This window comes from Vibrio sp. PNB23_22_6 (assembly GCF_052877535.1).
Genome location: NZ_JBNFXP010000001.1, coordinates 1 through 25856, shown reverse-complemented (window position 1 = coordinate 25856; position 25856 = coordinate 1). Strand labels below are relative to the sequence as shown.

Sequence of the window (25856 nt, the reverse complement as noted above, 5' to 3'; positions counted from 1 at the left end):
ATGCGGAGATAACAATGACTGCTCAGCAATTTAACGACTTAAAAGAAAAAATCAATGAGTTAACGGCAAGCCAACTGCGTTCGTTGCAAGGGCAAATTAGCCAAACACTCAGCAAGAAGAGTGCGCCAATTTTGTCGAGTGAAGAACAAGAAATGTTGTCAAAACTGTTTACTTAGTCAAGCCGTTGAACAAAAACACTCGAACATTTTTCAACACTTTTATGCTCAAGAAAGCATAATGAAGAGTGTAATGCCATGTCTATGTCTGGAATTCGGTCTGGGTATCAACGGATTCAGTTATCACAGAAGGTGGCTGACGATGCTGCGCATGACATTCAACAAGGCACTGTAAAAAAGCGCGACAGTTGATAGACTGCCACGTTTTTTGAATGTCAGTTCAGGCTTGCTTAGCCAAACTCACCATTAGCTATAACGTTATTATGCAATTGCGACTCCGCAATATCATTTGATGACATACCGTTGAAATAGTTCTCAACCAAAATCGTTTGATGCACATTGACATCAGTCGTGATATTTAATGAAACAGCCTCCATTGATGGGTCATAATCTACCTTAATTTGAATCAGTAACTCATCCATATCGATCGCTGAGTCGTTCAAGTCCATGATTTGGAAAGAGACACCAAGCAAAGCCTTGCCCAACAGTAACGATTATCCTTATTATGGCATGCCATTCCATGCGCTCGTCCGTCCGCGTTTGCCCATCAATATCATCGTTATCATCAATCAGACTTATAAGTAAATTTTCAACAATTGGCGACCTAAACGTTTGCGTAATCGCTAACCTTCTCTTAACCTTGTTTTGAGGCTTTCATCACGGTTTTTCCATTGATATAGTTAACCCATCAAAACGAAAAAGACCATTCGAGGCATGGAGCTTCCTCACTAATCTCAAGAAGAGAAGAATTGGTACCGACAACAATCGGCAGATTTAAGAGGGTCAAATTATGGAGATGAATATGGTTGAAATCCTAGGCTACGCTGCCTCAATCATGGTCGCGATTTCACTTACAATGAAAGATATCGTTAAGCTACGTATTCTTAACTTTATCGGCTGTGGTCTGTTCACTGCATACGGTCTGATGATTGACTCATGGCCAGTTGTGCTAACTAACGGGTTTATTGCTTGTGTAAACGTGTATTTCCTAGCAAAAATGCAGCGTGAAAAAAAAAGTTTCGCCACTGAGTAATGTCTAAATATATTGAATAACGAAAGCCCGAAAGTACTGTTCTTTCGGGCTTTTTCTTAATTATTCAAAAACTTACTTAACACAACTTAGATATGAAAGGTCATGAACACGAACACGGATAAGTAAAAGTCTCTTCAGTACTGCACCTTAACGCCCGTTCGGTATATACTCGCGATAACATCATCTCGAATGTAGAGGCTATCTATGAATATTGGTGTGGCTGCTGAATTGACAGGGCTTTCTTCCAAATCTATCCGACTTTATGAAGATAAAGGCATCATCACACCGCCAGCACGCAATGACTCGGGTTATCGAGAGTATTCAGACAAGCACATCCAAGAGTTAAATCTAATTTCTCGAGCAAAAAATGCAGGATTCTCTCTTCAAGAATGTAAAGAGTTTGTGCAGTTGGCGCATAATCCAAACCGAAAAAGCAGAGAAGGTAAAGCTCGAACCATGGGGAAACTACAAGAAGTTGAAAACAAGATAGCTCACCTTGTCGAAATCAAAAAGCAACTTGAGAGTTGGGTTACTTCCTGCCCTGGTGACGCCACAAGCTGTTGCCCAATTATTGATGAGCTCACTAAATAACCTCAGCTCGAGACAATCTAAGCCATTCAGCACAGCGCTTTTAGCGCCTAACGTCGTTAAAATGACCGCAATAGACTCACTATTGACTTGTCATTTTGCCTTGTTATTCATCTAAAATAACTGTACTGACTCCTATATCAGCTTAAGTGACTCATGAATTGGGCTATGTAGACTTTCTTGTCCCGAGTTGAGGTTAAAAAACCATCATCCGAGCAATCAAAACCGGCCTGTTTCGAGGCTTCTCCACACCTTCAAAGTTTCAAGTTGCACGTCCTTCTAAAGTGAGATCATTCGCTCAAATTTTTAATTTTGACATTACTTCAGTAACTGAATGTTTATACTTCATGAAAAGGACAACTTTAAAAGGTATGGAAAATGAAAAAGTTAGCATTGATCGTGTTTGTTACAGCTCAACTGATGGCGTGTACTGAAGTAGGCAGCGAAGCATGGTGTAACGATATGAAAGAAAAACCAAAAGGCGAATGGACGGCCAACGAAGCGTCAGACTTCGCTAAACATTGCGTGTTCTAACAATACCTTAGACCCTGTAAATAATTCTGTGTAACTGTCGGCGTTACCTATATTCAGTGAGTCGGTCTTCGAACATAATCATAAAGCGGTTCAGTGCTTGTCGCCAGTTTCTAATCGGCATTGTCCACTTCTTGGAGGTATCTCGTTTCGCTAGGTAAATCACCTTTCGAGCTGACTAACCTGTTGGGAACAGTTTTTTGTTTCTTAATCGCTTTTCTAATAACGCTGTTGAGTGACTCAATGGCGTTAGTCGTGTAAATCGCTCGACGTATATCCTCTGGGTAGTTAAACAGGGTATTAAGGTTCTCCCAATGCGTTCTCCAAAAAAGAGAATAGAAGCCCGCAATCTTTGTCCTTGCAGAACAAAGCAGCACTCTTGGCGCTGCTTTGATTTGTAATGCTACTGCATGCGTTTTAGCATATTCAATGTAATGTTCGCTGAGTTGTCAGCCGTGGCTTTCTTCAAATCAGAGTATACCATCTCTGCAGATCCATCCGCTTTGTCCGAAATCGTACGGATCACGACGTATGGAACTTTAAATGCATCTGCGACTTGACCAAGTGCGGCCCCTTCCATTTCCACCGCCATGGCATTGTACTCTTGATATATTCCGGTCACTTTTACCTTACTTGCTATGAACTGGTCACCTGAAGCGATAATGCCTCGATAAACACTCTCTTTACCTAACGTATCGACCGCAGCTTCAAACGCGTATTTTTGTAGCGTTTTATCTGCGTAGAAGTAACGCTCTTGATAGTCTGGTAATAGACCTTTCGGCATATTAAAAGGTGTTAAATCGACATCATGTTGAACAAGGCGTGTTGATACCACCACATCCAACGGATCCAATTTAGGATCGCTTGCACCTGCAATACCAGTAAAAATCAGTTGGTCTACACCGAATGACTCAATAAGCAATGTGGTTGTCATAGCGGCATTCACTTTACCAACGCCAGACTTAGTTACGACTACTGATTTGCCTTCTAACTCACCCGTGTAAAAACTGTGCCTACCAATTTGTTTTACTTGTTGATTTTGGATTTTTGGTAATAGAGCTTCAACTTCTACATCCATTGCACCGACGATACCAATGGTTGATGCTGCAATGGAAGGTAGAGAGTAAGCTGCAAGCATAAGAGCAAGTGATTTCTTCAACATATGAGTCCTGAAATGTAATACGAGCCACCAATTTGTGACGCAGCTCAGATTATACAACACCCCAAAACAAGAGCAATCGTTTGCTTTGAATATTCAAGACTGATTGATTAAATAACTTTCAATCCATGATGATTATTTAATCACCATCGCTCTTGATTTAAAAACAGCTCTGTACACTGCGTTGCATTGGTGATATTTTCAGCCTCACTTTATTGACGCATACATAAGCGATAACTGCCCACTCCTAGTAAAGTCACGTCTTATAAACATCTCAGGACTCCACTCAGAACGCTCAAATCGTGAATATTTTAGTTTATCCGCGTGCATCTTTCTTATCAATCTAACCATTCCCATAAGAACATGAAAAATATGAAAATTAGTATAATTTTAAAAACCAATTGAACTTGAATCATAAAATAACAATGCACAATAATAACTAAACCAACTGCAAACCTATTAATTAATAAAAAGTCATACTTAATAAGTTTAAGCGTTAATATTGTTTTTTAAATTTCACCACCCCAATTCCAATTCAATAAGCACTGACCATTAATTTCATTGATATAATTTATTTAGGTGTGAAATATAACATTCATCATTGGACACCTCTTACTAATTTCAATCAAGAAAAATAATATCACTCCAATATCCATTTTTTTGATTTAGCAACGCAATGGAGCTTTGTTGCAGAAATCGAATGAACTAAATCAGAATATTACGATCAGATCAGTAACATTCATTCACTGACGTTGATTTCATGCCGAAGCCTCGCGACAAAACCAATCACTGGCGCAAGTACAATAACGCCTTGGTCAACCGAGGCTCACTCACCTTTTGGATTGACGAAGAAGCGATAGCTGAGTGGAAGCAACCCAGACAGAATAGACGTGGTCGAGCACGATTGTTTAGTGACCTCGCTATCACAACCGCTCTGATGGTAAAGCGCGTCCTTTCCTTACCTTTAAGAGCCCTACAAGGCTTCATCGATTCTGTTTTTAGATTGGCAGACGTCCCACTGGTTTGTCCCCACTATTTTTGCATCCGTCGCCGAGCTAAGGATGTTGAGGTTAATTTCAAAGCCTCATCACGAGGTGCTATCCAACCCCTAGCTATCGATGCAACTGGGCTCAAGGTATACGGTGAGGGTGAATGGAAAGTAAAAAAGCACGGAATCGATGGTAAGCGTCGAGTCTGGCGTAAACTCCATCTTGCTGTTGATACTGGTACTCATGCAATTATCGCAGCGGAACTGACACTTTCAGGCGTGACAGATGTGGAAGTACTCCCTAATTTACTTAAGCAAACACGCCGAACCATCAAAGAAATTTCAGGAGATGGTGCGTACGATACAAGGGAGTACCACAGGGCGATTAGGGTTAAGAAAGCGACACCTCTAAATCCCTCCACGTGAAGGGGCAGCTTTCTGGGAAAAGGGGCATCCACGTAATCGAGCGGTTGGCTGCCAAAAACTCTACGGCTCGAACAAAAAGTAGAAACAGAAGTATGGTTACCATAACCGTTCATTGTCGGATACCGCTATGTATCGTGTAAAACCGCTACTCGGGCATCACTCACGCTTCGCAATTACAACGCATAAGTTGGGGAGACTTACGCCATGATCAACGCACTCAACATGACTGGGATAGGCATGCCTGATACTCAGTATGTCGTTTAAAATGCAAACGAATTAGCTAGCGTTCGCTCTGAAGCTGAGTTCCGCCACAAAGCCTGTTTAGCCCCTCTTTTTTATGCAACATTTTGTTACAAGTCAGATCGCGGGATGAAAATTATTTTTTCCTTAAAAATCACCCCTAATCTCTTTGGAATAAAATGAAATTTCCGGCGAAATGTTAATTACACATTGTTTTATTAACTGTCAGTTTAAGTAAATGTCGTTAAACACAGTTTTATTAATTAACCAAATAAGATAGTATTTGCTCTGAAGTTTTTATATTCTTCGATTAACGCCTCAATATTGATTAAAATCAGTAATTTAAATCAACGAACAGCAAAAGTACTCTGTCCATCGTGGAATTTATGCGTTCAGATGATAAGAAACACCGAGAATAAAATTAATTTGATGTGCATGTTGTATTAAAGAATGCATGAAGCAATCGATAAGTTTGTAACACCAAGAGTTATATTAGTAAAAATGAAAAAGCTATTTTTATTATTGATATGGGTATCAGTATCAGTTTCACCTTTTGCTTTTGCGCAACAGACAGGGAAGCAGACGGAAAATAACCTCACTCAACAACTTGTTGAAAATACATATAAAGAAGCCAAATTGAACGGTGTCATTGACTATGAGCTATTTAGTGATGCTTTTAAGGCTTATAACCAAACACCAAATCGAAAAAAGCAGGTGCTAACCATCATCGATTATAGCAAGCCATCGACTGAAAAACGCTTTTACGTGGTCGACCTTGAGAAAAATAAGCTGATCTATAACACTTACGTTTCTCATGGGGTAAACAGTGGTTTGAAGACCGCTACTAAGTTTTCTAACATTGTGAATTCACGTAAAACTTCGTTAGGTACGTTTTTGACCGATACCACCTATTATGGTTCTAACGGCTACTCACTTCGCCTAGACGGTCTGACTTCTGGTGTGAACGATAAGGCTCGTGAACGTTATATCGTTGTTCATGGTGCGGATTACGCCAACCCGTCATTTATTAAAAAGAATGGGTATTTAGGCCGCAGTTGGGGCTGCCCTGCATTACCTGAACATCTATCACGCCAGATCATCGATACCATCAAAGGTGGCAGCGTGATTTACGCTAGCGCCTAACCCTCGGCTCGTGTCATCAAGTCAGAAACCTAGGCAAACAGGATGAATAAAAAGGCGCTGTGATAGCGCCTTTTTTGCAAATGTTGTCTGAGGAATACCCTTTATGATGCTATCTGTGGTGTCGCCTTTGATTTATTCCACGCCTTACGATCTTTCATCATCACAAAACTCATAACAGCGAACCTCCGCATCATTAGTGTATCTGGCTCATCGGCATCTGTCGCGTAGCTAGAATAGTGCACCCGTAACGTATTACGCCCCAACAGACTCGCTGCCATCTTACGTCTAGGTAAAGACGGGGCTTCTTCAAGAAGCGGAGCGTCAACAATATCAGGAGTGAGGCGGGTAACGTGAAGATGGTTTAGTGACGCCTGTGCCTGACTCAACCCAAAAGCCATCAGTGCAACAAAAAGCCCTAGTACACTAACGAGGTAAGAACGCACGACAATCACCTAAACTACAACGAAATGCTCTTTAACCCCATGCGTATAAATTTGCAATTCAAATTCTCAATCGAGAATAAAAAGAAATGATTGAGAGCCTATCCCCACATGTTCTCAATGTTCTCGTGAGTTAGGGGGATATCTGGCATTGGCTAGATTGTATCTAAAAGGCTACTTTTTCCCCGTAAGGATAATTTTCAAACATTTTTGCGATCTCTTCGAATATCAGCGCTTCACGTTTCTTGGTGCTCATCGACTCCGTAAGCTTACGATTTGATACTCCCTTCCATACGACTTGGTTAGCTTTAGTGTCAACGAGTTCAACCACCAACTTGCCATATTTTCTTTCTTTGTAACGTTCAGGGCTTGTGGTCAGCACACCAAAGCTATTGCGGCCATAACCGACGCTAAAAGAGGAACCAGTAGAAACCAACTCAGACTCTTTAATGATGTCATAGTGAACATACAAATCCCCACCACTGCTCACCCTCGATAGTCCATTTGACTCTAACTGAGCAGCAATCGCCTGCTCGATTCGTCTTGCATCTAAACTGGTTGGAAGATCGGATTGCTTCCCAAAATCAAAGGTCTTAAAGGATGAAAAATCAGCTTGGCTATCAACATCAGTTGTTATCGTTGTGCAAGCCGTGGTTACCATTACAAGTAATGCTGCCAGTAAGCCTCTCCACATACACCGTTCTCCTGTTTCACCGTTTGATGCCACCATCGTGTATTAGTACGTTAGTGAGAAAGTATTAAATCATTTCAATATTGAGTTTCGACTATGAACGCTCAGTGTTCAAACTTGGTATTTCGAAGTTACAAATTGAACGATATAAGGTAGAAAAACGTGATCGAGGACAATCTATTTCAATCAAAATGCCATAAACGTACACTAAACAACCACTTAATCAAAAAAGACTTTTCTTTTTCAATTTATGTGGCATATTAGCTGTGCCTTCACGATAAAGCGTACTTCGTATAATGGCTATTACCTCAGCCTTCCAAGCTGATGATGCGGGTTCGATTCCCGCAGTACGCTCCAAAGCTTCTCTCTATTTTTTTCTTAAACAATCTCTAATTTTCAAATTGTTAGCGAATCTCATTTTAATTTTTTAACATCAATTTCTTGTATCTTTTTGGCTTCATGGCTCATTTGGGGACCAAATAGAGACCACGAGTCATCACTCAAAATTTTTACTCGCCGCTACTAAGTATTCCAAATCACTAGCTCAACATAACTAAAGCGAATCAACTAGCATCGCTTTCCTTGCTCTCATCTGCATCATCAACAATCTCTAACAGATCTGAAATTTCACAGCCCAAATAGCGACACAGCCTTTCTAGCGTATCAAAGTCAATTCGGTTATTTGTTTCATGATACAAGCGAGTAATCGTATTTCTGTTAATTCCGGATACCCGTACAACATCTGAGATTTTTAAACGCCTCGCTCCCATTAAGGTAGATAGATGGCACTTGATCATTTTTCAACTCTGATAATTATTTTCCTCAATTATTGCTGATGTTGTTCCTTTAGTTCCAATCCCTTACGCTAACTTTCTAGCCAAAACCTTACCAAAATGAACCTCTATAGGTACAAATTGAACTTACAAGGGATTCTTGTGATACCTATATTGTACCTATAGAAGGTCATTAATATACCGGAGGGAACACACGCCATTTTCGTACAACTATTTGATGTGCGCCCAAGCAAAATACTTCTGACATAATCTCCATTCCCTATCTGTTATCAATGCTCTCAAAGGAATTTTACGCCTAGCGTTAAACGACTTGTTGTTCCCAAACTGGTGGGGAAAACATAAAGCCACAATTGGTCTGAAAACTCCACTTCAGTGTTTCTTGAGCATATTCATCACAAACGCATGAATAGTGCGATGTTTGGAGCTAGATAGCGATTACCAGTATAAATATTAGCTAGTTCCATGCTGACTACATCTCTCCAAATACTTTCTTACACTGACGGCACTATCTTATACAACCATGCTTAAGGGGTTAGCTGTCCCTTTAAGCATGGTTCACATGGCTCAGCACGTGTTGCCTCACAGAAACATAAGACGATACGAGACTTACAGGCACTGGCAACATTCGCAATTAGGGAATTGAACTATACAATAAGCTGATACTTACCTAATCCAAAGGTGGTTTTTCCCCCGATATGAAGCAACTCCCCCACCTTAAGCAGTGGCACAATACCATAAACCTCGCCATAAAAGCTTAGTTGACCTTTAATACCGCCAAATGGCAAATGCGATTGATGTTTAAACGAAAAACGCTGCCAATCCTCCCAATAGCAATGTTCTGCCACTTGCTGCGTTCCTGTTAGCGCTTTATGCGCTTCAATATACATCGCATCAAACAAGGCATCGTCTTCTACTACCCAAAATCGGCTTAACCCAGTTAAACGGCGCATTATCTGTGTACACCAAAAGTCGAGATGCGGTACCGCATGATGGCAGACCTTTCCTTGATATTTCACTCGCACTGGAGTTTCAAAAAGTAGCGAACATTCTTGCTCTATGATGCTCGCTTGTGGAAGTGTTGTTAACCATTCTCCAAGCTGGCTAACAATAATGTTCGGCCGCAAACCATAAGGTGTAACGCTCGCAACGGAGAGCAACTCAAAAGGGACATTGTGCTTCCCTAGGCCTAGGTGTTTGTGCGTGGCTGCCGTAGTTATTGCATCAACGACCGACTCCCCACATTGCACCGCTTCACCAAACAAGGAAAGTTCAAAGCTGAATAACTCACCTTGCTGCCACTCCTGCTTGTGATCCCCACTTGGGCAAATCACATAGGGTTTAGGCTGACGATTATCATGTACACCAAACAAAATATGGTAAAGACGGCCATCGTAGTTTTTGACTACTTGTCCAAACCAACCATGCAGCATAGAGCCTTTAAAAGCCGGAAAGCGTGCCGACCGGTTAAGCCTTACCGTGATATGTAGCTTAAGAACTGGGAAGTGATCTGTCAGTAATTTAAGAGCTTTCATTAAAGTTTTTCCAGATACTTGATGGCTTTTTTACATGCCTCTTTCGCAACTTCAAATCGTTTAAAAATTACTATGAGCTCTTGAACTTGTCCTAGCGTTATCTCCTGCTGTTTTAACTCCTTAACTACTGCCAAAATATCCCTTTTTAGTTTATCTTTCGCCGAGTTAGTGAGTTGATGTTGATTCACCAGTTTAGCTTTAAGAATTTGAGTTGTACGCTCAACATAAGGCAAGTCCCTGTTTAGTAAAGCTTGCTTCAACTCTTCTTGGAGGCAATGGTACTTATTTTCATTATCAAACAGTACTTTAAGCCGCCCGCTATTGAATGCTAGACTGCTACGAATTGGAGTCTCTTCCTCCTTTCGTGGCAATAATACGCCATCAAAAGAAATATCAGGTATTGATTGCTTTTTCTCTTTAACATCAGAAAACTCACTCAATTTCATGTAATTAAATGTGTTACCACGATCCACATTCTTATCAGTCAACGCGACTAAATATCGAATTTGAGGCGATTCTTGCCAGCCTTTAGGAGATTTGAAATGACTGTTCATATGCTCAACAAATTGCGTTTTTAAGCGCTGAAGATCGACTTTACTCGTTCGATCTTGATGAGTAAAAACCAGTGAGCGACTTTCATCTATCTCGATAGAAACCGCACCTGCGCCTAACGGTTTGCCATGACCGATAGTGTGTCGTGCATTTTTATAATCACCTAACGAAATACCCCACAACAGTGCGCCCAATTCTATAGGGTGAAGGTTATGAAATACTACTTTACCTGAAAAAGAATGACCCGGGCGAAGCGTTTCTAATGAAGAACAGACATCTAGGTTTTTGCTCTCTGGCTCATGATGCTGATATTGACTTTTTACTGGATAGCGCTTCCATCCTTTTAACTGAGCTTGATCGTTATCATATGTTGAATATTTCCTAGGCAAAGGTTGCTCAAGATAGGCACCAAGAAAAGTTGCCTTAGGTGAATTTAAAACTGTCGGTTTTAAGCGCTGTACCGATGTGTTTTCATCAAATGCATCCTTGTCGATTGTTGCATCAGAAAATGACACCCGACTTTTAAGGCCAATCCCTCCATCTCTTAGCGTACCAAACATCAACTCAGCCATATCGAAATAGGCATTCTCAAAATGCGCATTACTGGTGTTGTAAATGATGTCGTGTATTGAGTTTTTATATGTCATACGAGGCATTTTGGCAAAGCCAAGAGAATGTACTTGCCCCCTGTCAAACAAAACAAAGACTGGAATACCATATTCTGGATGAGGTTTTTTACGTAACGTTAATACTAGGTCTTCGTTGTGGTTTGCAAACAAGCTATCCACGAGATTTTGATTCACCACATCTGTTTTAGTCCCCGGAGCAAAAAACAAATAACTAAAATTGAGGCGTGTATCGCGATATGTTTTGCTACCAAATCGATAATCTGTGAATACTAAGTTACCCGTTTCTTGGCCACTACCGATTCGGTGAGCGCACTCAACGGTCACCGGTTTTCCTTTAGTCCCTTCAATTTCTATACAGTACTCGTCAAAAGATAATTGAGATCTTGGCTGATTAAGTGGATACGCTTTGTACTTATGAGTGGCGGTTTGCCCTTCCATCCCCTTATCTTTATCCGTAGGTTGATTAATTATCTCAATATTGTTAGGAAACGCGTTATTTAGGTCTTTGTTGAATATAATCGTATGCTTGCATACTTTTAGCTCCCATTGGGATTTCTCTGGATTAAATTTTAACCAAGCTGACTTGGCTAAACTTTCGTACCAATTATTACTAAGCTTACGCGTCGCGATAGACTTGTATTTTTCATTTTTAAAGTCACGAAATGAGAATATCTGATCATCAACATTGCTGAACTTACCAAATGAACTGATTTCAACCACACTTCTTATCGCCCCTTTCATGGTCGATCCAGGAATAATTGGATAATGCAGAGGGTCACGCGCCATTTCCACCAATGTTGAAGCGCCTTTTTTCCTATCCTGCTCCGCCCCCACACACAGCGGCGTATGGTTAGTCAAAGTGTATTCCAACACGCCAGATAGGCCATCTTTAAAGGGGACATCGTGGCTAACCAAATGCGCCCAATCTGGCATGTACACCCATTTAGAAAGCGGAACAAAATGGTAAGGGGTATGAACTTTGGCATTCATAATACGCGCTCTCCTTTGCCATTGGTAAACCCTAGTAATTGCTGTGCATGCGCCAACCAACGGCCTTGTAGATCTCCCTCCTCTTGGTATTGATACCAAAAACGGTACAGTGCGCCTTGTGCTTGTACTTTAAGATCGTTACGCAACCAAATGACTTCATCACGATAACAGTCACCACCATCACTGTCTGATTGGGTAATCAACCGGGTTAGCTGATACGTATCATCACCAAGGTAGCGCACGACTATAGAGCCATCTGAGCAAACAAGCTCGGCCTCAATGAGATCGATTCGGCCGAGTGTTGATGTGATTAGCTCAACACCATCGCGATAACATGCCCACCCCGAAGCTATCGTGTGACTAGTGAGAGAGTCGATTAACGCTTTGCTTGTTACCCTTTTCGAGCATACCTTTAAGGTTCCTTTTTGCATGGTTGGTAACGCCATACCTAAAGTCATAGCGCGATCGCTGATCTGATCATCGTTCTTTATACGCAACGCATTATAATGCTCTAAACTCATGCACCGACCTCCTTATTCTCTGCACACCAACTCGATAAGTTAACCTGCCACTGTTTTTCGTTATCCCGGATCACTAAGCTGTTCCCACGACCGCTGCCCGCCCCCATAGGTAAAAGCCCCATTTCTATGTCTTTAATGGTATCTTTAAGCGCAAGAAAAACATTCGGATCGCTTTGCAATGCTTTTTGCTGCTGAGCTAGAGGATTAAACCAAATTCGCAAGGTAAATTTTGGTTGATAAAGTAATTCCTCACTATAAAGGGCACCTTTACGTACGCCACCGGTGAAACGGTCAATCGCATTATGGTGCCTAATCACCAAGTGCTCAGGATCAAACGACAATTCGCAGTCGTCCACTATCAACATGCCAGCAAAGCTATTAAGGTGATTCGCTTCATCGGCACGACCAAACAGCACTTCAATCCCTTCCGGTCTCGTTTGCCATTCTTCGTGACTCGCTTGTGCCATATCCTCTGCCCATTGTTTGTTTCGTTTACGGTAATGGAATGCAACACGGTGTGCCAACAAACCTTTCACGCTACTACCACATAAAACGGGCACCGATTTTTGCCAACTTGCGCGATTATCACTCCACTGCCAACGCGGCTCTGAGTAGGTCAAAATAGCGACCTTTTGCTCGCTACTGTAATTCTTTGTGAGTAAATCTGTGCCGGTTCCGCAGCGCCAATTATCTAATGCTTGGAGCGGCAACTCTGCGAGCAACGCATTTGGAATATCTACTTGGTGACGCAACTCGTTTTGCTCTGGCACATGCTGTGCGTTAATGTACTGGCTAAGTGCCTCTCCACTCTTTTCACCTAACGCGAGATCGAACACCCGCTCTTGGGATGCGACTAGATTAATCTGTCCTAGCCCGTTACGTGTCGAAGAACCAAATGCCATCTGACGCAGATTCCATAACAATAGCACCTCATGAGGGTTCCTCGCATCTGCCGCCTCCCAACGAATAGTGATGGAAAAGCGTGCCCCCGTTGGTAGCACAATTTGATCAAACTTATGTTGATCAATAGCGACTCCTCGGTCGTTAATCGACACTCGCTCACGATGGTGGGGTCGTGCCAAAATACTGCGTTTAAGCACTTCGTCTTGCTCAAACGTTTTTGGGTCGATAAAACCAATAGCAGGACGGTTGTCTTGATCGTGCAATACACCATTAGAGATAGAAAAACGAGAGCTTACGCGAAGGACGGTTCCATCTTTATCTTGCGTTTGCTCTTTGTTGTTGGCCGCTTCGCCAAACCAAAAACGTTGACATGCTTTACCGTAAAATTGTTCCGTTAAATGGCTCCATACCCCTGCAATTGCCGTTGCCGGAATAGTGGGCAGGCCATTGGCATCACGCGCTAACGCGGTATCAAAGTTAGTTTCCCTTTGTCCGGAACTGATCGCCATAGGGCTTACCGTTTCCACCACCAATTTCACTACATGAATCACGCTCATAACGTTCTCTCCTCGACTGCTAGAAAGCGATTGTGTTTGGCAAAACGGTTTAAATCCTGGAATACCGACACGTCATAGCGGCATAAGCGCTCTATCATCAAACTCATTCGAGCTTTAGTAAGCTGCATCACTTTTGCGTTAAGATCAGGACGCGATTGAGTCACATCAACACTTACCTTTTGTTCGGTAGCAACATCATTACGACTTTCAATTAACGCATGACTAATCAGCCCGTTTAACTGTTCAGCAAAGGTGACAAATTCTTGCCCATTATCCCAAGCTAACCCCCAGCCCAAAGGATCATTTTCCTCCTTACAAATGGCGCTTTTCCCCTTGAATAGGGCTTTCATCCAATCTTGCTCGTCGTAGCGAAACAACTCAGCAACCCGGCGCCATTGATTGCTCGACGGTCCAGCCTGATGAGCGTTTAAAATGCGGTTGTATTGACGCGCCGATTTGTAGGCGACAAACAGAGTGTTGAGATCGCGTTTTACACCATCTTCAATTTTCTGAGCACCGCGTTGCTCTTTAGCTTGCTCACTTACCCACGCAATCAAACGGCTTGTTTCTGGTGTTGCGGGCTTGATTATCGCTTGCTCGCGTTGCGGCAAATCAAACTGATGGGCATCAAATAGAGTACTCACATTTAACTTACGCTGCTGTGCCCATGTTGGGTTCACTGCGACCCATCCTAAGCCTTGTTGTTGGTTAATCCCAATCCCCTTACTGGACAACGCCTCTAACTGAGTTTGCGTCAATGTAGCATCGTCATACACCAATACTGAGCCTTTGCTAATCAACCATTGTTCAGAATCTAGCCCACCTCGCTTTTGATTGAACAATGTCGTTGTGTGCGAACGAATAAAGCTTAACTGGGCATTAAGCATTGCAGAACCATGGTATTCACAACCACAATCAGCAAGTACGTTCGCTAACGTTGGCGTTAAAGTCGGTAAACCGAACTCATCGAAACATTGGCTATCGCTTAAACACCATAGTGTAAGCTGGTTAGAGGCACGGGGCGCTGATGCAGACTGCCCTGACAATAACGTGATTTCAACTCGACCAAATTCACTTCCACGCGAGCGACCTATACGATGCACACCTTGTAGCGCATTGATTAAAAGATCATAAAGTTCTGGTGTCTCACAGGTTACCCAACCAATAAAGGTCTGATCCTTTTCGATATAGGTGTACGAGAAAAGTTGACTATCTGCAACCGCACCCGTGTCGCGATTGAGTGCCGTTTTGGTTATCCGCCCCTGCTTTACTTCACCTTGTTTGCCGTTTGCGGTGATGTATCCGGTTCGGCATTGCTTATACTGAACCGTCTCATTGCGCTCACCTAAAACAGCGTGATTTTCAACGCATGCTTGCAAAACATGCGTTAGGTTTTGTGCTCCGCCTTGTTTTGTAAAGACCGCTTCGCCTTTTGGAAAATGCCAACTGGCTGGGATTGGTAGCGTCATTTGCTCGTCATGGGCAACATACGCCGGGCCATACTTAACTGCACTAGAATGAAACATCTTCCAGCTTTGATCCGGAGTCAGTTCGCTATAACACTGCGCCGCTACCATTCCCAATATCGCACTGCCTGGGATGCAATCCAGTCCTTGGTGATTGTTGGTCGTGGCCGTAGTTTGACTGAGAATGATCGGGTCTAGTGTGGTTAACGAATAATACAGCCTCATATTAGTTTCCTCCCGATGGCATTTCATTCACTGTCACCAGCACTTCACCTAACCCACGATGCCGCTTCGCCCCCAAAGACAATATTAGATTTGCGCAGGCTTTAAGCCACGCTTCGAGTTCATTAGCCTGAACGTATGAATCATCTAGGTTGATCACGCTAATTTGCCCATATAACACCATGGGTATCGCCACTTCTATTTGGCGCAAGCTTGCGTTTTTTGCCACACCCGTTTGGCTATCAATTGCAGTAAAAGCAAGGACTCGTGTTAGGTAGCGAGTCTGCTCTGCGTGTTGAATAAAATATGCCTGCTCTGATACAGGCAACACCGCGTTAGCAAAGTGTAATATCCCTTGAGTATCGAATCCCTGCCCTGATTGTCCAAACAAGTAATTGATTAGCATAGGCGTCAGTTTTTGCTCAAACCAACCGTTTTCTTGCGCTTGATTGAACGCTTCCCGATATAGTCCTTTTATCGACTTTCCCGGCACATAAGGAAGTTGCTTCGCATCACGCAAAATTAGGGCATCTGCGTACGCGCCACCTTCTTCACCCGAACCGATGTGCCAATCTCTTTTTATATCTAGCGTCATTTCATAACGGCTCATGCACTCACCTCCGGTGTTGACTGCGATTGTTTAGGGGCTAACTCGTTACCCGTAACCACCGCACGGAAGTGATCGTAAACCAACAAATCACTGACAAAGCTGCTGAGCGTATTACCATGTTGCCAATACCAGTCATACATCATGTCACACTGAGTAGGGAACAGTGCTTTGATACACTGTGAAAAATTCTGGATTTTCTTCTTGTCTGCGCAAAGAGACAGCGCACGCTGATATACATGCTCCGCTTCGGCAAAATCACGTTGCGAGATCAACGTTGCCATTTGACGCCACTTCGCCATTGGCATCACACCGTCATCTTTGCAAAGTGCCGCTAAGTTTTTTAGTTGATTGGTTGAGCGAGGATGCTCAATAATATTTCCGGTTTCTTTTTCCAACGCTAGACGCGTGTGTTCATCCATATTGACGAAGTAACTCGACATCATTAGCTCTGCAATCCGACCATCTGAGATAGGATAGGACTGCGCTTGTTCTAGCAAAGTCGTTAACTCGCTTTGGCTAGCATTACTGACACGGTAAAAAGCTAATGCGGCAGGTCCAACCTTTTTACTTTGAGTGCCATAGACGGTTTTAGTTAACGCTTTAGCATGATCACAGAGCTGTTCAACTAAATGATGTGATTGCGCAAAGGGGTGACCCCCTTTGTGATACAAAATCCCTCCGCTGGCGGTCAAAAATTCTTTGATGCCTGAGCCACGTAAACTCACTAACGTTTTCCCTGATTGGTCACCATGGCCACAATTTCTTTCTTCGACTAGCTTATGGTTTTCATCAAACAGTGATTTAAGGGCATGTTCGGACTCCACTTTAAACTGTTCGCAAAAGGTTTCAGCAAATTCCAACGCAATGTCTGCTCGGCAGAACAGCGTTAAATCGTCCCCACCTAGCACAATAGGACGCATCGGCATGACCACTTCTTCACGTTGCTCTGCCGCCGCGACTTGGTTGTACACTTTTAAGGTCGCTATTTTCGCAGCGGCCTCCGTCGCTTTAGCTAAGGTATCGGAAAAACGACGAAACGTAGTACGGAAGATTGCTTCATCTGTGTCATCGTTGTTATTAAATTGAGCCATCACCACTTTTAGCTGACGAAGCAAAATGCCCAAGCCATTCCCGTCAATATGGATCATCGCCATATTCTTCACGGCTTCGCCTTCAAAGCGGGTGAGTCTCGATTTGTCACCATGGTAAGGAAATTGAGTGTCGAAATTGAGCGGGTACCGAACCAAATGCAGCAAATGATCAGGCGTGAAACGCTTTAAAAGGGGCGATATATCCGCGTCATTAACCGTGGATTCCCCTTCGCTAATAACATCCGCCGAATGGGTCTGGTTTAACCCGAATAAATGGTAAGCTTGGCGATGCCTTTCTGTATCAACATCCACAACCAAGTTATTCCGTTCCGGTCCGCTGCCCTCTTTAGCAAATTGGCTTGTCAATATCTGTGCTTGGCCCGTACGCTCACTTCTTGCCATTATTGTGGTAGACAATGGCAACGTCAATTTAGGTAAATTGCGGTCTGCTTGTAGCTTCCCCATTGCTTCGCTAATGGTTGCTTGCAGATCATCACCTTCACTAAAAGCATCAGTATACTCAAGAGAAGGAAATAGCTGGCTCAATGTCAGTGACCAAGCAGAACGGAGCATTAGCAGTGGTTGCTTTGATTTCGCATAAGCGTAAAACGCACCACCTTTACAACGGATAAAATGCACATCCAACGCTGAACTTAATTCTGCTTCGTTCTCTTGCTCATCATCAATATCAGAGGATAAGCCCGCACTTTGCAGTACTTGCCCAAGCACACTATTGTGATTCGAATCAACCAATCTATCTAAACGCTCACTGGCAGCTATAACATCACGCAGTTTATTCGTTTTAAATAAGTAAGCCTGTATCGACTTGGCTTCGAATAGATAACAATAGTACATGCCAACTCCTTCTGACATTGAAATAAAAAGAATTAAATAAGCGTAGACTTAATTTCAAAGATCTGCGAAACCAATTCATAAATCTATTTGCCACAATCGGATAAAAACACTTTATTGTCTCCAATGCTAATTTAAATAAGTGCTGAAAATAAACAAAACAAACTCAATTTTTTAATGCCATTTTTCGCTATTTGCACTTTCCAACTCATGGGCTATTTTTACCTAACATATATCCAATAACTGAACGCTACATTCGTAAACACACACAGCACACATGTCCATCTGTGTTTTTAATTCAATGTAACATTTTCAGTCCCGTATAAAACGAATAAGAACCGAGCGTTCTTTACTCTATTTCAGCGAATTACTGAACCAGCATCCAAAATGTTCGGTAGGTGGCTCGCGACGTAAAAAACACTGTGCACTCTGTCAGATTTAAGCCCAATTGCTTTTCAACAAAACAAGAAGACATCGCCAAATAATACACAGGAGCCATTATGACGATTCCGTTAACGCTTGATGATTTGCAAGCCGGCTGGAAAAAGGTCGCGGCTAATAAAGGGGCTCCGGGTGTAGATGGTGTCAGCGTCCAGACTTACCAACAGGGGGTTGACTCTCGCTTGAAGCGCTTGCTTACCCAGTGGAATTCAGGTGACTTTGTCCCTCACCCTTACAAAGTCGTTACCATTCCTAAATCTGACAATCGCACACGTAAGCTCGCGATACCAACAGTTAGGGATCGCATCCTTCACACCGCTATCGCGACGCAACTGGTGCAGTATTTTGAACCCGAGTTCGAGTCCATCAGTTATGGCTATCGCCCCAATCGATCCTATACCCATGCTATCCGACATATAGAGCAGTTAAGAAACCAAGGTTATTACTTCGTGTTAGATGCCGATATTGAAGGCTACTTCGATAACATCTGCCATGACATCCTCAAACTGATCCTCAATAAATACCTTTCGAATACTTGGACGGATTCTCTGTTGAACTTACTCCTGACTCAGCAAGAAGAGCAATCACGACTCGCCTTCGGTAGAGAAAACGGTATTGGCATTCCACAGGGCTCTCCTATATCGCCTCTGCTTGCGAACTTATATCTTGATGGCTTTGATGAAGCATTGATCGACCGAGGTGAACAAATTATTCGCTACGCCGATGATTTTGTCGTCTTGGTGGCAGACGAGCAAAAAGCACAACGTTGCCTCAATTTTGTGACCCAATACTTAGCCAAATTAAAGTTAAATTTGAACGCTGAAAAAACGAGAGTTGTCTCTTTTGAGCAAGGATTTACCTTTCTTGGAGTCACGTTTCTAGACAATATGGTACTACCACTCAAAGCGCATACCGAAAAATCGCTGGTTAGCCTTGGCAAATATGAGTTTGAGCTATCTGAAGATGAAGCAGAACTGATCCGCAGTGATGAAGATCAGAGTTTGAATGCCACACTTTGGCATGCAAGCCTGCCACCCGCGCTACGAAGCTTACAGGCAGCGATTTACGATGACGATAGTTTTGTTGCCACAGAACCGGATATCGAACGGATGAAGCGACTCGCTGTAAACCACATTGCTCGGCTAAAACTGGTCTACTTACATAAACAAGGAGCCGCCGTACACAAAAGTGGCAATCGGCTCAATATCTTTTTCAATGGCAAGCCGCTTTCTTCCATTCCCGCCAATACGATAGATATGATCCTCTGCTTTGGTAGTATTCATCTTACCCACGCTGTGCAACGGTTCTGCTTAACAAATGAAATCACGGTTATCTGGCTAACGCAATCAGGGCAATACTTAGGTTGCTTGGCTGCCCCATACCAAGGCGATCCCAAGTTAACTCAAGCACAAATATACAGCCAAGCCAATAGCGAAGTTAGAATTCAACTCAGTAAGTTTTTCGTACGGAGCAAAATCAATAATAGCCTAGGGGTCATGCGTCGCTTTGGAAGAAAACAACAAAGAGACAAAAGTAGTGAAAAGCAAATCGTAGCCATAAGAGACAGCCTCGACAAGAAAGGCACGCTGCCTAGCATTAGAGGCACTGAAGGCGCGGCTGCCCGAGCATACTTTAGCTGGTATAAGCAGCAGTTTGATGCCGAATGGAACTTTACAACACGCAATCGCCAACCACCTAAAGATCCGATCAACGCGATGCTCTCCTATGGCTATACCCTACTGTTTCATAACTTGAGAGCGTTGCTAGAGGCGCGAGGTCTTTTGCCACATATTGGTTATTTACATGGGGATCAACCCAACCAACCCTCTCTGGTTCTCGATTTAATGGAAGGCTATCGTCCTTGGTTAGTCGATGAACTCATATTACAACTTGCAAGCAAAAAACTTATTACACCAGAACAATTCGCCTACAATTCGTCTGGCTGTTGGCTTAACCGTGATGGGCGCCGAGTATTGATTCAATCATTTGAACAAAAGATGCTTTCAGAACATCAGCATCCCACATTGAAAATTAAGGCTGACGTAAGGCGATTGATGGACATTCAAATTCTTGAGTTTCGGCACCAATTACTCACAGGCCAATGGAGCTTAACTCAACAGAGGATTCGTTAATGAGCGGTGAGCATTTTGTAATTTGCTATGACATCAGTGACAGACGAGCTCGTTATCATGTAGAAAAAGAGCTGCTTGGCTACGGTGAGCGCGTTCAGTATAGCGTGTTTGAGTGTCGATTAAGCCAAGCCGAATTTTTGAGGCTTCGAGCGACCTTAGTGAGCTACATTGCTGATAGCGACAAAATCAATTACTACCGTCTTTGCTCCCACTGCCAGCGAAGACGCCTAACCCAAGGCTCTATGATTGCTTGGCAAAGTACCCCTTATGAATATATTGATGGGTAAGGCGCATAATGATCTGGCTAGTCAGTTTCGACATCAGTGATAATAAACGCCGCAGGCGAGCGGTTAAAACGATACTTGGCTATGGTAACCGAGTACAATACAGCGTATTTGAATGCTTGTTAAGACGGAAAGAACTGCGTCGTTTACAGCGCCAATTGAAGCACATCATCGAACCAACAGATCGAGTGCTGTACTACCCGCTGTGCGGAAAGGATGTATTAACGCGTTATGCTGATGGGCAGGGTGAAGTGCACTGGCCAGATGCATTACACATCATTGATGAATAATACGCTATTTTTGAAGCACACCATGAAAAACAATACATTAGTTCATTTTGCACTAATCTAAAATCCACCCACATGATTTAATATGCTACAATGCAACATAATTAGTCAGACATTGACATTTTTGCAGCACAGCCCCCTCAGAGAGCTTGCAACATAAGGGCTGTAGCGACTAGACTATTAAGACTGCCCGGTTTAGACGGGATTAAGACGCAAGAACTCTGCAAGAGTTTTACCGTCACTTGTTCTATTAAGACTGCCCGGTTTAGACGGGATTAAGACTCTTAGTAACTCTTTTATTTTACGCACTTCACTTCTATTAAGACTGCCCGGTTTAGACGGGATTAAGACTTGGGTGGGCGGTGTTTATGCATGTGCATGGGGTGGTCTATTAAGACTGCCCGGTTTAGACGGGATTAAGACAGGGTGTTGACACCCCATACGCGCGCTGAGATTTCTATTAAGACTGCCCGGTTTAGACGGGATTAAGACTCGTAATATCCGACATGGTCACATCTGACCCAGGTCTATTAAGACTGCCCGGTTTAGACGGGATTAAGACCTTAAGAGTTTTGTACAACTCTTTTGAACCCAGCTATTAAGACTGCCCGGTTTAGACGGGATTAAGACTTCTCCGTCTCCGTAGCGAAGATCGTACCCCTCCTTCTATTAAGACTGCCCGGTTTAGACGGGATTAAGACTTTGTCGAGGCTGACCTTTTTGTTTTCAAGTACCTATTAAGACTGCCCGGTTTAGACGGGATTAAGACAAGCTTAGCAGGGCAGTCACAACGGTTGAGCATTCTATTAAGACTGCCCGGTTTAGACGGGATTAAGACGCGTAGGTGTTGTAGTGCTCACTTCCTTTATGTCTATTAAGACTGCCCGGTTTAGACCGGAGGAGGTGTACTAGCTCATCAAACCTTGTTTGCATTTTTCAATTTCTAGGCTAAATTTACTAAACTTGTTTCATAAGAAAGCACGTTAAACTGGCCTCCTAGAGTCGGCGTCTAAGGGACGAGCAACAACAAAGGTTAGTGCAGTACAATTTAGGGGGAAGGTAGCAATGCGTTGGTTTGTTTCTCGCCATGTGGGGGCTATCAATTGGATTAAATCGACCAATACCTATATTGATCGCTTTGTTGATCATCTTGATATTGAAGACATCAATGCCGGAGATATTGTGTATGGCACTTTGCCCGTCCATCTTGCGGCAGAGGTCTGCAAGCGTGACGCTCGCTACTTTCATCTTATTCTAGACATGCCAGAACACTTGCGAGGCCAAGAATTAGATGCAAAACAGTTGGAAAAAGCGCATGTGAGAATGCAGGAGTTCAATATTCAACCACTTTAAAGATAGGTCTCGAGCTTTGAATATTCTTATATCACCTTACCCCGCTTTAAAAGATAAGCTAGAAAAACAAGGGATCATTATTGACCATGTACACCATCGTTTTTCACCCGAGTCTTACACTAGGTCGGATGTTATTTACGGTCAGTTGAGAGTTGAAGACAGTAGAGTTTTGTCGGAAAAACGTATCCCTTACCTCCATATTACAGCCTCTATACCTAGCAATCTGTCCCCTGATGAAGTCACAATGAAGTACCTCGATGGTATCAATATTGATATCAGTGAGCATCAATTTCAGGATCACGGCATCCCTTTAAGAATCAATATGTTCAATAGGTATAAAGTAATGAAAAAAGTGATCCGGCAAAACTGGCAAAAATGGAAAACCTCTGCTTGGTTGATCTGGCTTTTAACCACTTTATCCTTGGCCTCTTTTGCGTGGTTAGGGGATCTCTTAGCTGGGGAATCTTTATTTCCCTGGTTACCCGAAAACCTAAAGCCAAGCCAAACAGAAACCATTGCAATAGCGCCAACGTTTATCCTATTCGCTGTATATGTCTTTTGTTCGTATTCTTTAATAAAGCTTGGACGCGCATTTTTACCATCACTCCGTAGAGTCAATGTCACCAACAATCCTAAGCCTAAGAAAATCTTGCTGCTGACGGTTTCAAAAATCGAGGGGCTTTCAATTGCGCACGGAGTGGCAATCTATCAAAATCGTCAAAACACGACTATTGAACTCACCGGCTCCATTGAGCAAGATATCACGCTTCTTGACGGCCAGCGTTGGAATGGTACCCAACTACTGAGAGGGTTGAGCAAACATCTTCCCAAGGTTAAGAAAATCATTCTGTTATCGACTGAAGATGTCGGAACCTCTGATGATACTCGAGGAACTCGGCATAAGCTCGATTCAATCACCGAATTCTTGAATCTCTACATCAATCCAGAACATTGCCAGATTAGCGCTTGCCACACGTACTTAGATCCTAATGATGTTGGAGAAACTTATTATCGACTTTCTGAGATACTTGACGATTTAGTCACTAATCAAGGCCTCTCAGAGAAAGATATATGCCTTGACATCACAGGTGGCACGTCCGCAATGAGTGCAGCAGCGGCGCTCGCAACCATACATCGCGATACGAAGTTTCAATATATTAGCACCATTGGTGAGAACGAAATCTATCAGCAAGATTTGCAACTAGCTGCGTCACCAGCTCGTTATAAATAAGGATAATCATGACGACACTCGTCACTTTTATTGGACGAAGCTTTCACAACAGTGATGGCTCTGGGTATAGGAAAACGTCTTACCAATTTCCTGATGGTAGTCTTTCTGAGCCTGTCTCTTACGTGGGTAGAGTTCTTATTGACAAACTTAAGCCTGAGAGAGTAGTCATTATTGGCACACCTGGCAGCATGTGGGATGAGATCTGCTTTAACGAAATCGGGGATGATTTTCATATTGAGCTACTTGAACATTGCCAACAACATTGTGTCGATAGCAAATTACTGCATAAGTTAGAGTCTAAAATAAATCAACAAAGCTCGATTCCTTACTCGCTTATATTGGTGCCAGATGGTGCGACAGAACATGAACAAGCTGAATTTTTTGCCACATTTACTACGGCCGTGCATCCCAATGAGTCTATCGTTCTGGATGTGACACATGGTTTTCGCTTTATGCCTATTTTGGCATTTTCATCCTTACAATTTTTGCAATTTGTAAAACAGGTAAAAGTCCAAAATTTACTCTACGCGATGTATACCCCAAACCAAGATATCTCATTGATCTTTTCACTACAGCAAAGTATTGAATTGGATAGATGGGTGAATGCACTCAGTCAATACGATCACAGTGGCGACTTAGGCGTATTTACAGAATTGTTACAAGCTCAAGACTGGCCGAAAAGTAAGATAAATCAACTTAAAAAAGGCGCATTTTTTGAACGCACGACAAATTCCAGCATCGCTAAAGCTGCGTTGAGTGATGTTTTAAACGAACCATGGAAAACCACCATTGGTCAGCTTATGTCATCTGAATTCGCAACTAGAATTGAATGGGTGCGCAAAGATGACCGTTCTTCTCGTGAATGTCTGTTGGCCATTCAGTACCTAAAACGTCACGATTATTTACGTGCGGTTATTTATGGCTTCGAAGGACTTGTCAGTCGCCACGCCACTAGCAATGATTATGCAGACAGAGAATGGAGTAAAAATAGTTTAACTGGGCTCTATGGTAACGAGTATAAAGTATTACGTGCACTGCGTAACAATCTTGTTCATGGCGTGCGAACCAAGCCAACCAATACGATGGGCAAGCAAAACCGTGAAATTCATGAACAAGTAAACAAAGCGCTCACTGACAGCGAGATGTTACCAGCGTTGATTGCGTCTCTATTTAAGTCATTAGACATTGGGTAGTGAAAAGGTAATGAGTTAATCACATTGTTTATTGCTGCCACTCTCTAAATAGTGGGTCCTTGCTTTTTTTTTGCATTCTAGTCTTACATTTCAGGGGTTGTTTCGGCAAGAAACCGAATAAACAAGCATTCTCATTTTTAATCGACGACTTTAGACTTATTGCATTCTTGTCGATCATTAAGTGTGAGCGTCTTTTAGAAAACTAAAATTAGTGATAACCCCAACGCAATTGGTCGGGGTTATTCTATTTCTTGAAGCGCAATATCCTCCGTGCATCGCAATATGTTGCGCCACAAGTACTTTCAGCGACAACTCTATTCAGCGGTTAACTCTTTTACACCAATAGCGAAACCCTGCCCTACTTCCACACCATCTTGCATATTATTATATGCACATACGAACAAATCATGGCTGAGGTTAATCGCGCAGTAATCAAACTCGTCAACTGCCGCTATTTCATCCACTTCGATGAGCAACCCATCTTCATTTAGTCCAACTTTAGTTGTCCAAGCGCCATCCCCCATTTCACCTGTATCACTGATATGATCACCTTTAACATTACCTTCAGCATCGAAAACAAGTATATCTAAGTGAAATGCAAATTTATTGGCATCCAAATTACCTTCTTGAGGCAACTCGACCGAATTAGCCGAATCAATACAAATCTATAATCGGTATAGGCCACATACAGCCTTAAAATACAAAACGCCCGATGAAGTACATCTGTAACCCTCCCCGAAAAACTGGTCGCTCGCAATTAGAGGTTTTCCGTTTACACTGAAACAAACGGAGAACGCATGA

23 protein-coding genes, 1 tRNA gene, 3 pseudogenes and 1 CRISPR repeat array are annotated in these 25856 nt (G+C 42.7%); of the genes and pseudogenes, 13 read left to right on the top strand and 14 right to left on the bottom strand.

What is annotated here, in order from left to right; all coding sequences use genetic code 11:
- Nucleotides 1-14: 14 nt before the first annotated feature.
- The gene (locus tag ACVA54_RS00135; protein WP_172438033.1) at nt 15-176 is read left to right on the top strand and encodes a hypothetical protein; all 162 of its coding nucleotides are present in this window, start codon (nt 15-17) and stop codon (nt 174-176) included.
- Between the two features lie 230 nt (nt 177-406).
- Here the strand turns inward: ACVA54_RS00135 and ACVA54_RS00130 are convergent.
- Nucleotides 407-628 (bottom strand): annotated as a pseudogene (locus ACVA54_RS00130) (hypothetical protein); the annotation flags it as partial.
- A gap of 338 nt (nt 629-966) precedes the next feature.
- Between ACVA54_RS00130 and ACVA54_RS00125 the strand changes: the two are divergent.
- The 3 genes from ACVA54_RS00125 to ACVA54_RS00115 all read left to right on the top strand — a co-directional run bounded on the left by ACVA54_RS00125 (nt 967) and on the right by ACVA54_RS00115 (nt 2331).
- On the top strand, nt 967-1209 hold the full coding sequence (locus ACVA54_RS00125) for a YgjV family protein (protein ID WP_099077914.1): 243 nt from the start codon (nt 967-969) through the stop codon (nt 1207-1209).
- 204 nt (nt 1210-1413) lie between these two features.
- A complete protein-coding gene (gene cueR / locus ACVA54_RS00120; protein WP_446649284.1) occupies nt 1414-1800 on the top strand; it encodes a Cu(I)-responsive transcriptional regulator in 387 nt (128 codons plus the stop codon).
- 375 nt (nt 1801-2175) lie between these two features.
- Entirely contained in the window at nt 2176-2331 is a 156-nt protein-coding gene (locus tag ACVA54_RS00115) for a DUF3012 domain-containing protein (protein ID WP_099077916.1), read from the top strand.
- Nucleotides 2332-2374: 43 nt separating this feature from the next.
- Here ACVA54_RS00115 and ACVA54_RS00110 read toward each other — a convergent pair.
- Nucleotides 2375-2654, bottom strand: a pseudogene (locus ACVA54_RS00110) (transposase); the annotation flags it as partial.
- 77 nt (nt 2655-2731) lie between these two features.
- Nucleotides 2732-3490 carry a 5'-methylthioadenosine/adenosylhomocysteine nucleosidase gene (locus ACVA54_RS00105; RefSeq protein ID WP_119463776.1) on the bottom strand — a complete coding sequence of 253 codons (759 nt, stop codon included), beginning with the start codon at nt 3488-3490 and terminating at the stop codon, nt 2732-2734.
- Nucleotides 3491-4247: 757 nt separating this feature from the next.
- Here ACVA54_RS00105 and ACVA54_RS00100 point away from each other — a divergent pair.
- A pseudogene (locus tag ACVA54_RS00100) lies at nt 4248-5165 on the top strand (IS5 family transposase).
- 477 nt (nt 5166-5642) lie between these two features.
- On the top strand, nt 5643-6284 hold the full coding sequence (locus ACVA54_RS00095; RefSeq protein WP_099077918.1) for a murein L,D-transpeptidase catalytic domain family protein: 642 nt from the start codon (nt 5643-5645) through the stop codon (nt 6282-6284).
- A gap of 101 nt (nt 6285-6385) precedes the next feature.
- On the opposite strand, the gene ACVA54_RS00090 is transcribed toward ACVA54_RS00095, so the two are convergent.
- Together ACVA54_RS00090 and ACVA54_RS00085 are read right to left on the bottom strand one after the other, a co-directional pair.
- Nucleotides 6386-6727, bottom strand: a complete 342-nt coding sequence (locus ACVA54_RS00090; RefSeq protein WP_446608400.1) for a hypothetical protein — start codon at nt 6725-6727, stop codon at nt 6386-6388.
- 163 nt (nt 6728-6890) lie between these two features.
- The gene (locus ACVA54_RS00085; protein ID WP_099078960.1) at nt 6891-7418 is read right to left on the bottom strand and encodes a DUF4136 domain-containing protein; all 528 of its coding nucleotides are present in this window, start codon (nt 7416-7418) and stop codon (nt 6891-6893) included.
- 279 nt (nt 7419-7697) lie between these two features.
- Between ACVA54_RS00085 and ACVA54_RS00080 the strand changes: the two genes are divergently transcribed.
- A tRNA-Gly gene (locus tag ACVA54_RS00080) sits at nt 7698-7772 on the top strand.
- Between the two features lie 206 nt (nt 7773-7978).
- Here the strand turns inward: ACVA54_RS00080 and ACVA54_RS00075 are convergent.
- The 8 genes from ACVA54_RS00075 to ACVA54_RS00040 all read right to left on the bottom strand — a co-directional run bounded on the left by ACVA54_RS00075 (nt 7979) and on the right by ACVA54_RS00040 (nt 18137).
- A complete protein-coding gene (locus tag ACVA54_RS00075; protein ID WP_099078961.1) occupies nt 7979-8212 on the bottom strand; it encodes a helix-turn-helix domain-containing protein in 234 nt (77 codons plus the stop codon).
- 641 nt (nt 8213-8853) lie between these two features.
- Nucleotides 8854-9741 carry a CRISPR system precrRNA processing endoribonuclease RAMP protein Cas6 gene (gene cas6, locus ACVA54_RS00070; RefSeq protein WP_446643122.1) on the bottom strand — a complete coding sequence of 296 codons (888 nt, stop codon included), beginning with the start codon at nt 9739-9741 and terminating at the stop codon, nt 8854-8856.
- Nucleotides 9741-11912, bottom strand: a complete 2172-nt coding sequence (locus ACVA54_RS00065) for a TIGR03986 family type III CRISPR-associated RAMP protein (protein ID WP_099078963.1) — start codon at nt 11910-11912, stop codon at nt 9741-9743. Before ACVA54_RS00065 ends, cas6 begins: the two co-directional genes overlap by 1 nt.
- Nucleotides 11909-12433, bottom strand: coding sequence for a hypothetical protein (locus tag ACVA54_RS00060; RefSeq protein ID WP_099078964.1), 525 nt, complete (start codon nt 12431-12433; stop codon nt 11909-11911). The genes ACVA54_RS00065 and ACVA54_RS00060 overlap by 4 nt, the downstream gene beginning before the upstream one ends.
- The gene (locus tag ACVA54_RS00055) at nt 12430-13893 is read right to left on the bottom strand and encodes an RAMP superfamily CRISPR-associated protein (RefSeq protein ID WP_446643890.1); all 1464 of its coding nucleotides are present in this window, start codon (nt 13891-13893) and stop codon (nt 12430-12432) included. Before ACVA54_RS00055 ends, ACVA54_RS00060 begins: the two co-directional genes overlap by 4 nt.
- Nucleotides 13890-15584, bottom strand: a complete 1695-nt coding sequence (locus ACVA54_RS00050; RefSeq protein ID WP_099078966.1) for a hypothetical protein — start codon at nt 15582-15584, stop codon at nt 13890-13892. Before ACVA54_RS00050 ends, ACVA54_RS00055 begins: the two co-directional genes overlap by 4 nt.
- 1 nt (nt 15585) lies before the next feature.
- Nucleotides 15586-16191, bottom strand: a complete 606-nt coding sequence (locus ACVA54_RS00045) for an RAMP superfamily CRISPR-associated protein (protein WP_099078967.1) — start codon at nt 16189-16191, stop codon at nt 15586-15588.
- Nucleotides 16188-18137 (bottom strand): hypothetical protein, encoded by a 1950-nt coding sequence (locus tag ACVA54_RS00040; RefSeq protein ID WP_446649283.1) that lies wholly within the window; start codon nt 18135-18137, stop codon nt 16188-16190. Before ACVA54_RS00040 ends, ACVA54_RS00045 begins: the two co-directional genes overlap by 4 nt.
- Before the next feature lie 497 nt (nt 18138-18634).
- On the opposite strand from ACVA54_RS00040, the gene cas1 reads away from it, so the two are divergent.
- The 6 genes from cas1 (at nt 18635) to csx2 (ending at nt 25055) form a co-directional block, all read left to right on the top strand.
- Complete coding sequence (cas1, locus tag ACVA54_RS00035; RefSeq protein ID WP_446649282.1) at nt 18635-20707, top strand: CRISPR-associated endonuclease Cas1; 2073 nt, start codon at nt 18635-18637, stop codon at nt 20705-20707.
- Nucleotides 20707-20994, top strand: coding sequence for a CRISPR-associated endonuclease Cas2 (gene cas2, locus ACVA54_RS00030; protein ID WP_172438099.1), 288 nt, complete (start codon nt 20707-20709; stop codon nt 20992-20994). The genes cas1 and cas2 (ACVA54_RS00030) overlap by 1 nt, the downstream gene beginning before the upstream one ends.
- Nucleotides 20995-21002: 8 nt before the next feature.
- Nucleotides 21003-21281 (top strand): CRISPR-associated endonuclease Cas2, encoded by a 279-nt coding sequence (gene cas2 / locus ACVA54_RS00025; RefSeq protein ID WP_099078971.1) that lies wholly within the window; start codon nt 21003-21005, stop codon nt 21279-21281.
- Nucleotides 21282-21455: 174 nt separating this feature from the next.
- A CRISPR array of direct repeats spans nt 21456-22184; the repeat unit is 35 nt; unit sequence CTATTAAGACTGCCCGGTTTAGACGGGATTAAGAC.
- A gap of 159 nt (nt 22185-22343) precedes the next feature.
- Nucleotides 22344-22631 (top strand): CRISPR-associated protein Csx16, encoded by a 288-nt coding sequence (csx16, locus tag ACVA54_RS00020; protein ID WP_099078972.1) that lies wholly within the window; start codon nt 22344-22346, stop codon nt 22629-22631.
- Nucleotides 22632-22647: 16 nt separating this feature from the next.
- On the top strand, nt 22648-23862 hold the full coding sequence (locus ACVA54_RS00015) for a hypothetical protein (RefSeq protein ID WP_099078973.1): 1215 nt from the start codon (nt 22648-22650) through the stop codon (nt 23860-23862).
- Nucleotides 23863-23870: 8 nt separating this feature from the next.
- Nucleotides 23871-25055: a TIGR02221 family CRISPR-associated protein gene (csx2, locus tag ACVA54_RS00010; RefSeq protein ID WP_099078974.1), complete on the top strand. Its 1185-nt coding sequence runs from the start codon at nt 23871-23873 to the stop codon at nt 25053-25055.
- 314 nt (nt 25056-25369) lie between these two features.
- Here csx2 and ACVA54_RS00005 read toward each other — a convergent pair whose 3' ends face one another.
- A complete protein-coding gene (locus ACVA54_RS00005) occupies nt 25370-25672 on the bottom strand; it encodes a hypothetical protein (protein ID WP_446643119.1) in 303 nt (100 codons plus the stop codon).
- Nucleotides 25673-25856: the final 184 nt, after the last annotated feature.

Bases quoted from the DNA above. Each gene is read 5' to 3' on its own strand.
- cueR (WP_446649284.1), top strand. From the start codon at position 1,414: ATGAATATTGGTGTGGCTGCTGAATTGACAGGGCTTTCTTCCAAATCT.
- ACVA54_RS00125 (WP_099077914.1), top strand. From the start codon at position 967: ATGGAGATGAATATGGTTGAAATCCTAGGCTACGCTGCCTCAATCATG.
- cas2 (WP_099078971.1), top strand. From the start codon at position 21,003: ATGATCTGGCTAGTCAGTTTCGACATCAGTGATAATAAACGCCGCAGG.
- cas1 (WP_446649282.1), top strand. From the start codon at position 18,635: ATGACGATTCCGTTAACGCTTGATGATTTGCAAGCCGGCTGGAAAAAG.
- csx2 (WP_099078974.1), top strand. From the start codon at position 23,871: ATGACGACACTCGTCACTTTTATTGGACGAAGCTTTCACAACAGTGAT.
- ACVA54_RS00040 (WP_446649283.1), bottom strand. From the start codon at position 18,137: ATGTACTATTGTTATCTATTCGAAGCCAAGTCGATACAGGCTTACTTA.
- csx16 (WP_099078972.1), top strand. From the start codon at position 22,344: ATGCGTTGGTTTGTTTCTCGCCATGTGGGGGCTATCAATTGGATTAAA.
- ACVA54_RS00115 (WP_099077916.1), top strand. From the start codon at position 2,176: ATGAAAAAGTTAGCATTGATCGTGTTTGTTACAGCTCAACTGATGGCG.
- ACVA54_RS00060 (WP_099078964.1), bottom strand. From the start codon at position 12,433: ATGAGTTTAGAGCATTATAATGCGTTGCGTATAAAGAACGATGATCAG.
- ACVA54_RS00095 (WP_099077918.1), top strand. From the start codon at position 5,643: ATGAAAAAGCTATTTTTATTATTGATATGGGTATCAGTATCAGTTTCA.
- ACVA54_RS00050 (WP_099078966.1), bottom strand. From the start codon at position 15,584: ATGAGGCTGTATTATTCGTTAACCACACTAGACCCGATCATTCTCAGT.
- ACVA54_RS00055 (WP_446643890.1), bottom strand. From the start codon at position 13,893: ATGAGCGTGATTCATGTAGTGAAATTGGTGGTGGAAACGGTAAGCCCT.
- ACVA54_RS00045 (WP_099078967.1), bottom strand. From the start codon at position 16,191: ATGAGCCGTTATGAAATGACGCTAGATATAAAAAGAGATTGGCACATC.
- cas2 (WP_172438099.1), top strand. From the start codon at position 20,707: ATGAGCGGTGAGCATTTTGTAATTTGCTATGACATCAGTGACAGACGA.
- ACVA54_RS00085 (WP_099078960.1), bottom strand. From the start codon at position 7,418: ATGTGGAGAGGCTTACTGGCAGCATTACTTGTAATGGTAACCACGGCT.
- cas6 (WP_446643122.1), bottom strand. From the start codon at position 9,741: ATGAAAGCTCTTAAATTACTGACAGATCACTTCCCAGTTCTTAAGCTA.
- ACVA54_RS00075 (WP_099078961.1), bottom strand. From the start codon at position 8,212: ATGATCAAGTGCCATCTATCTACCTTAATGGGAGCGAGGCGTTTAAAA.
- ACVA54_RS00135 (WP_172438033.1), top strand. From the start codon at position 15: ATGACTGCTCAGCAATTTAACGACTTAAAAGAAAAAATCAATGAGTTA.
- ACVA54_RS00105 (WP_119463776.1), bottom strand. From the start codon at position 3,490: ATGTTGAAGAAATCACTTGCTCTTATGCTTGCAGCTTACTCTCTACCT.
- ACVA54_RS00065 (WP_099078963.1), bottom strand. From the start codon at position 11,912: ATGAATGCCAAAGTTCATACCCCTTACCATTTTGTTCCGCTTTCTAAA.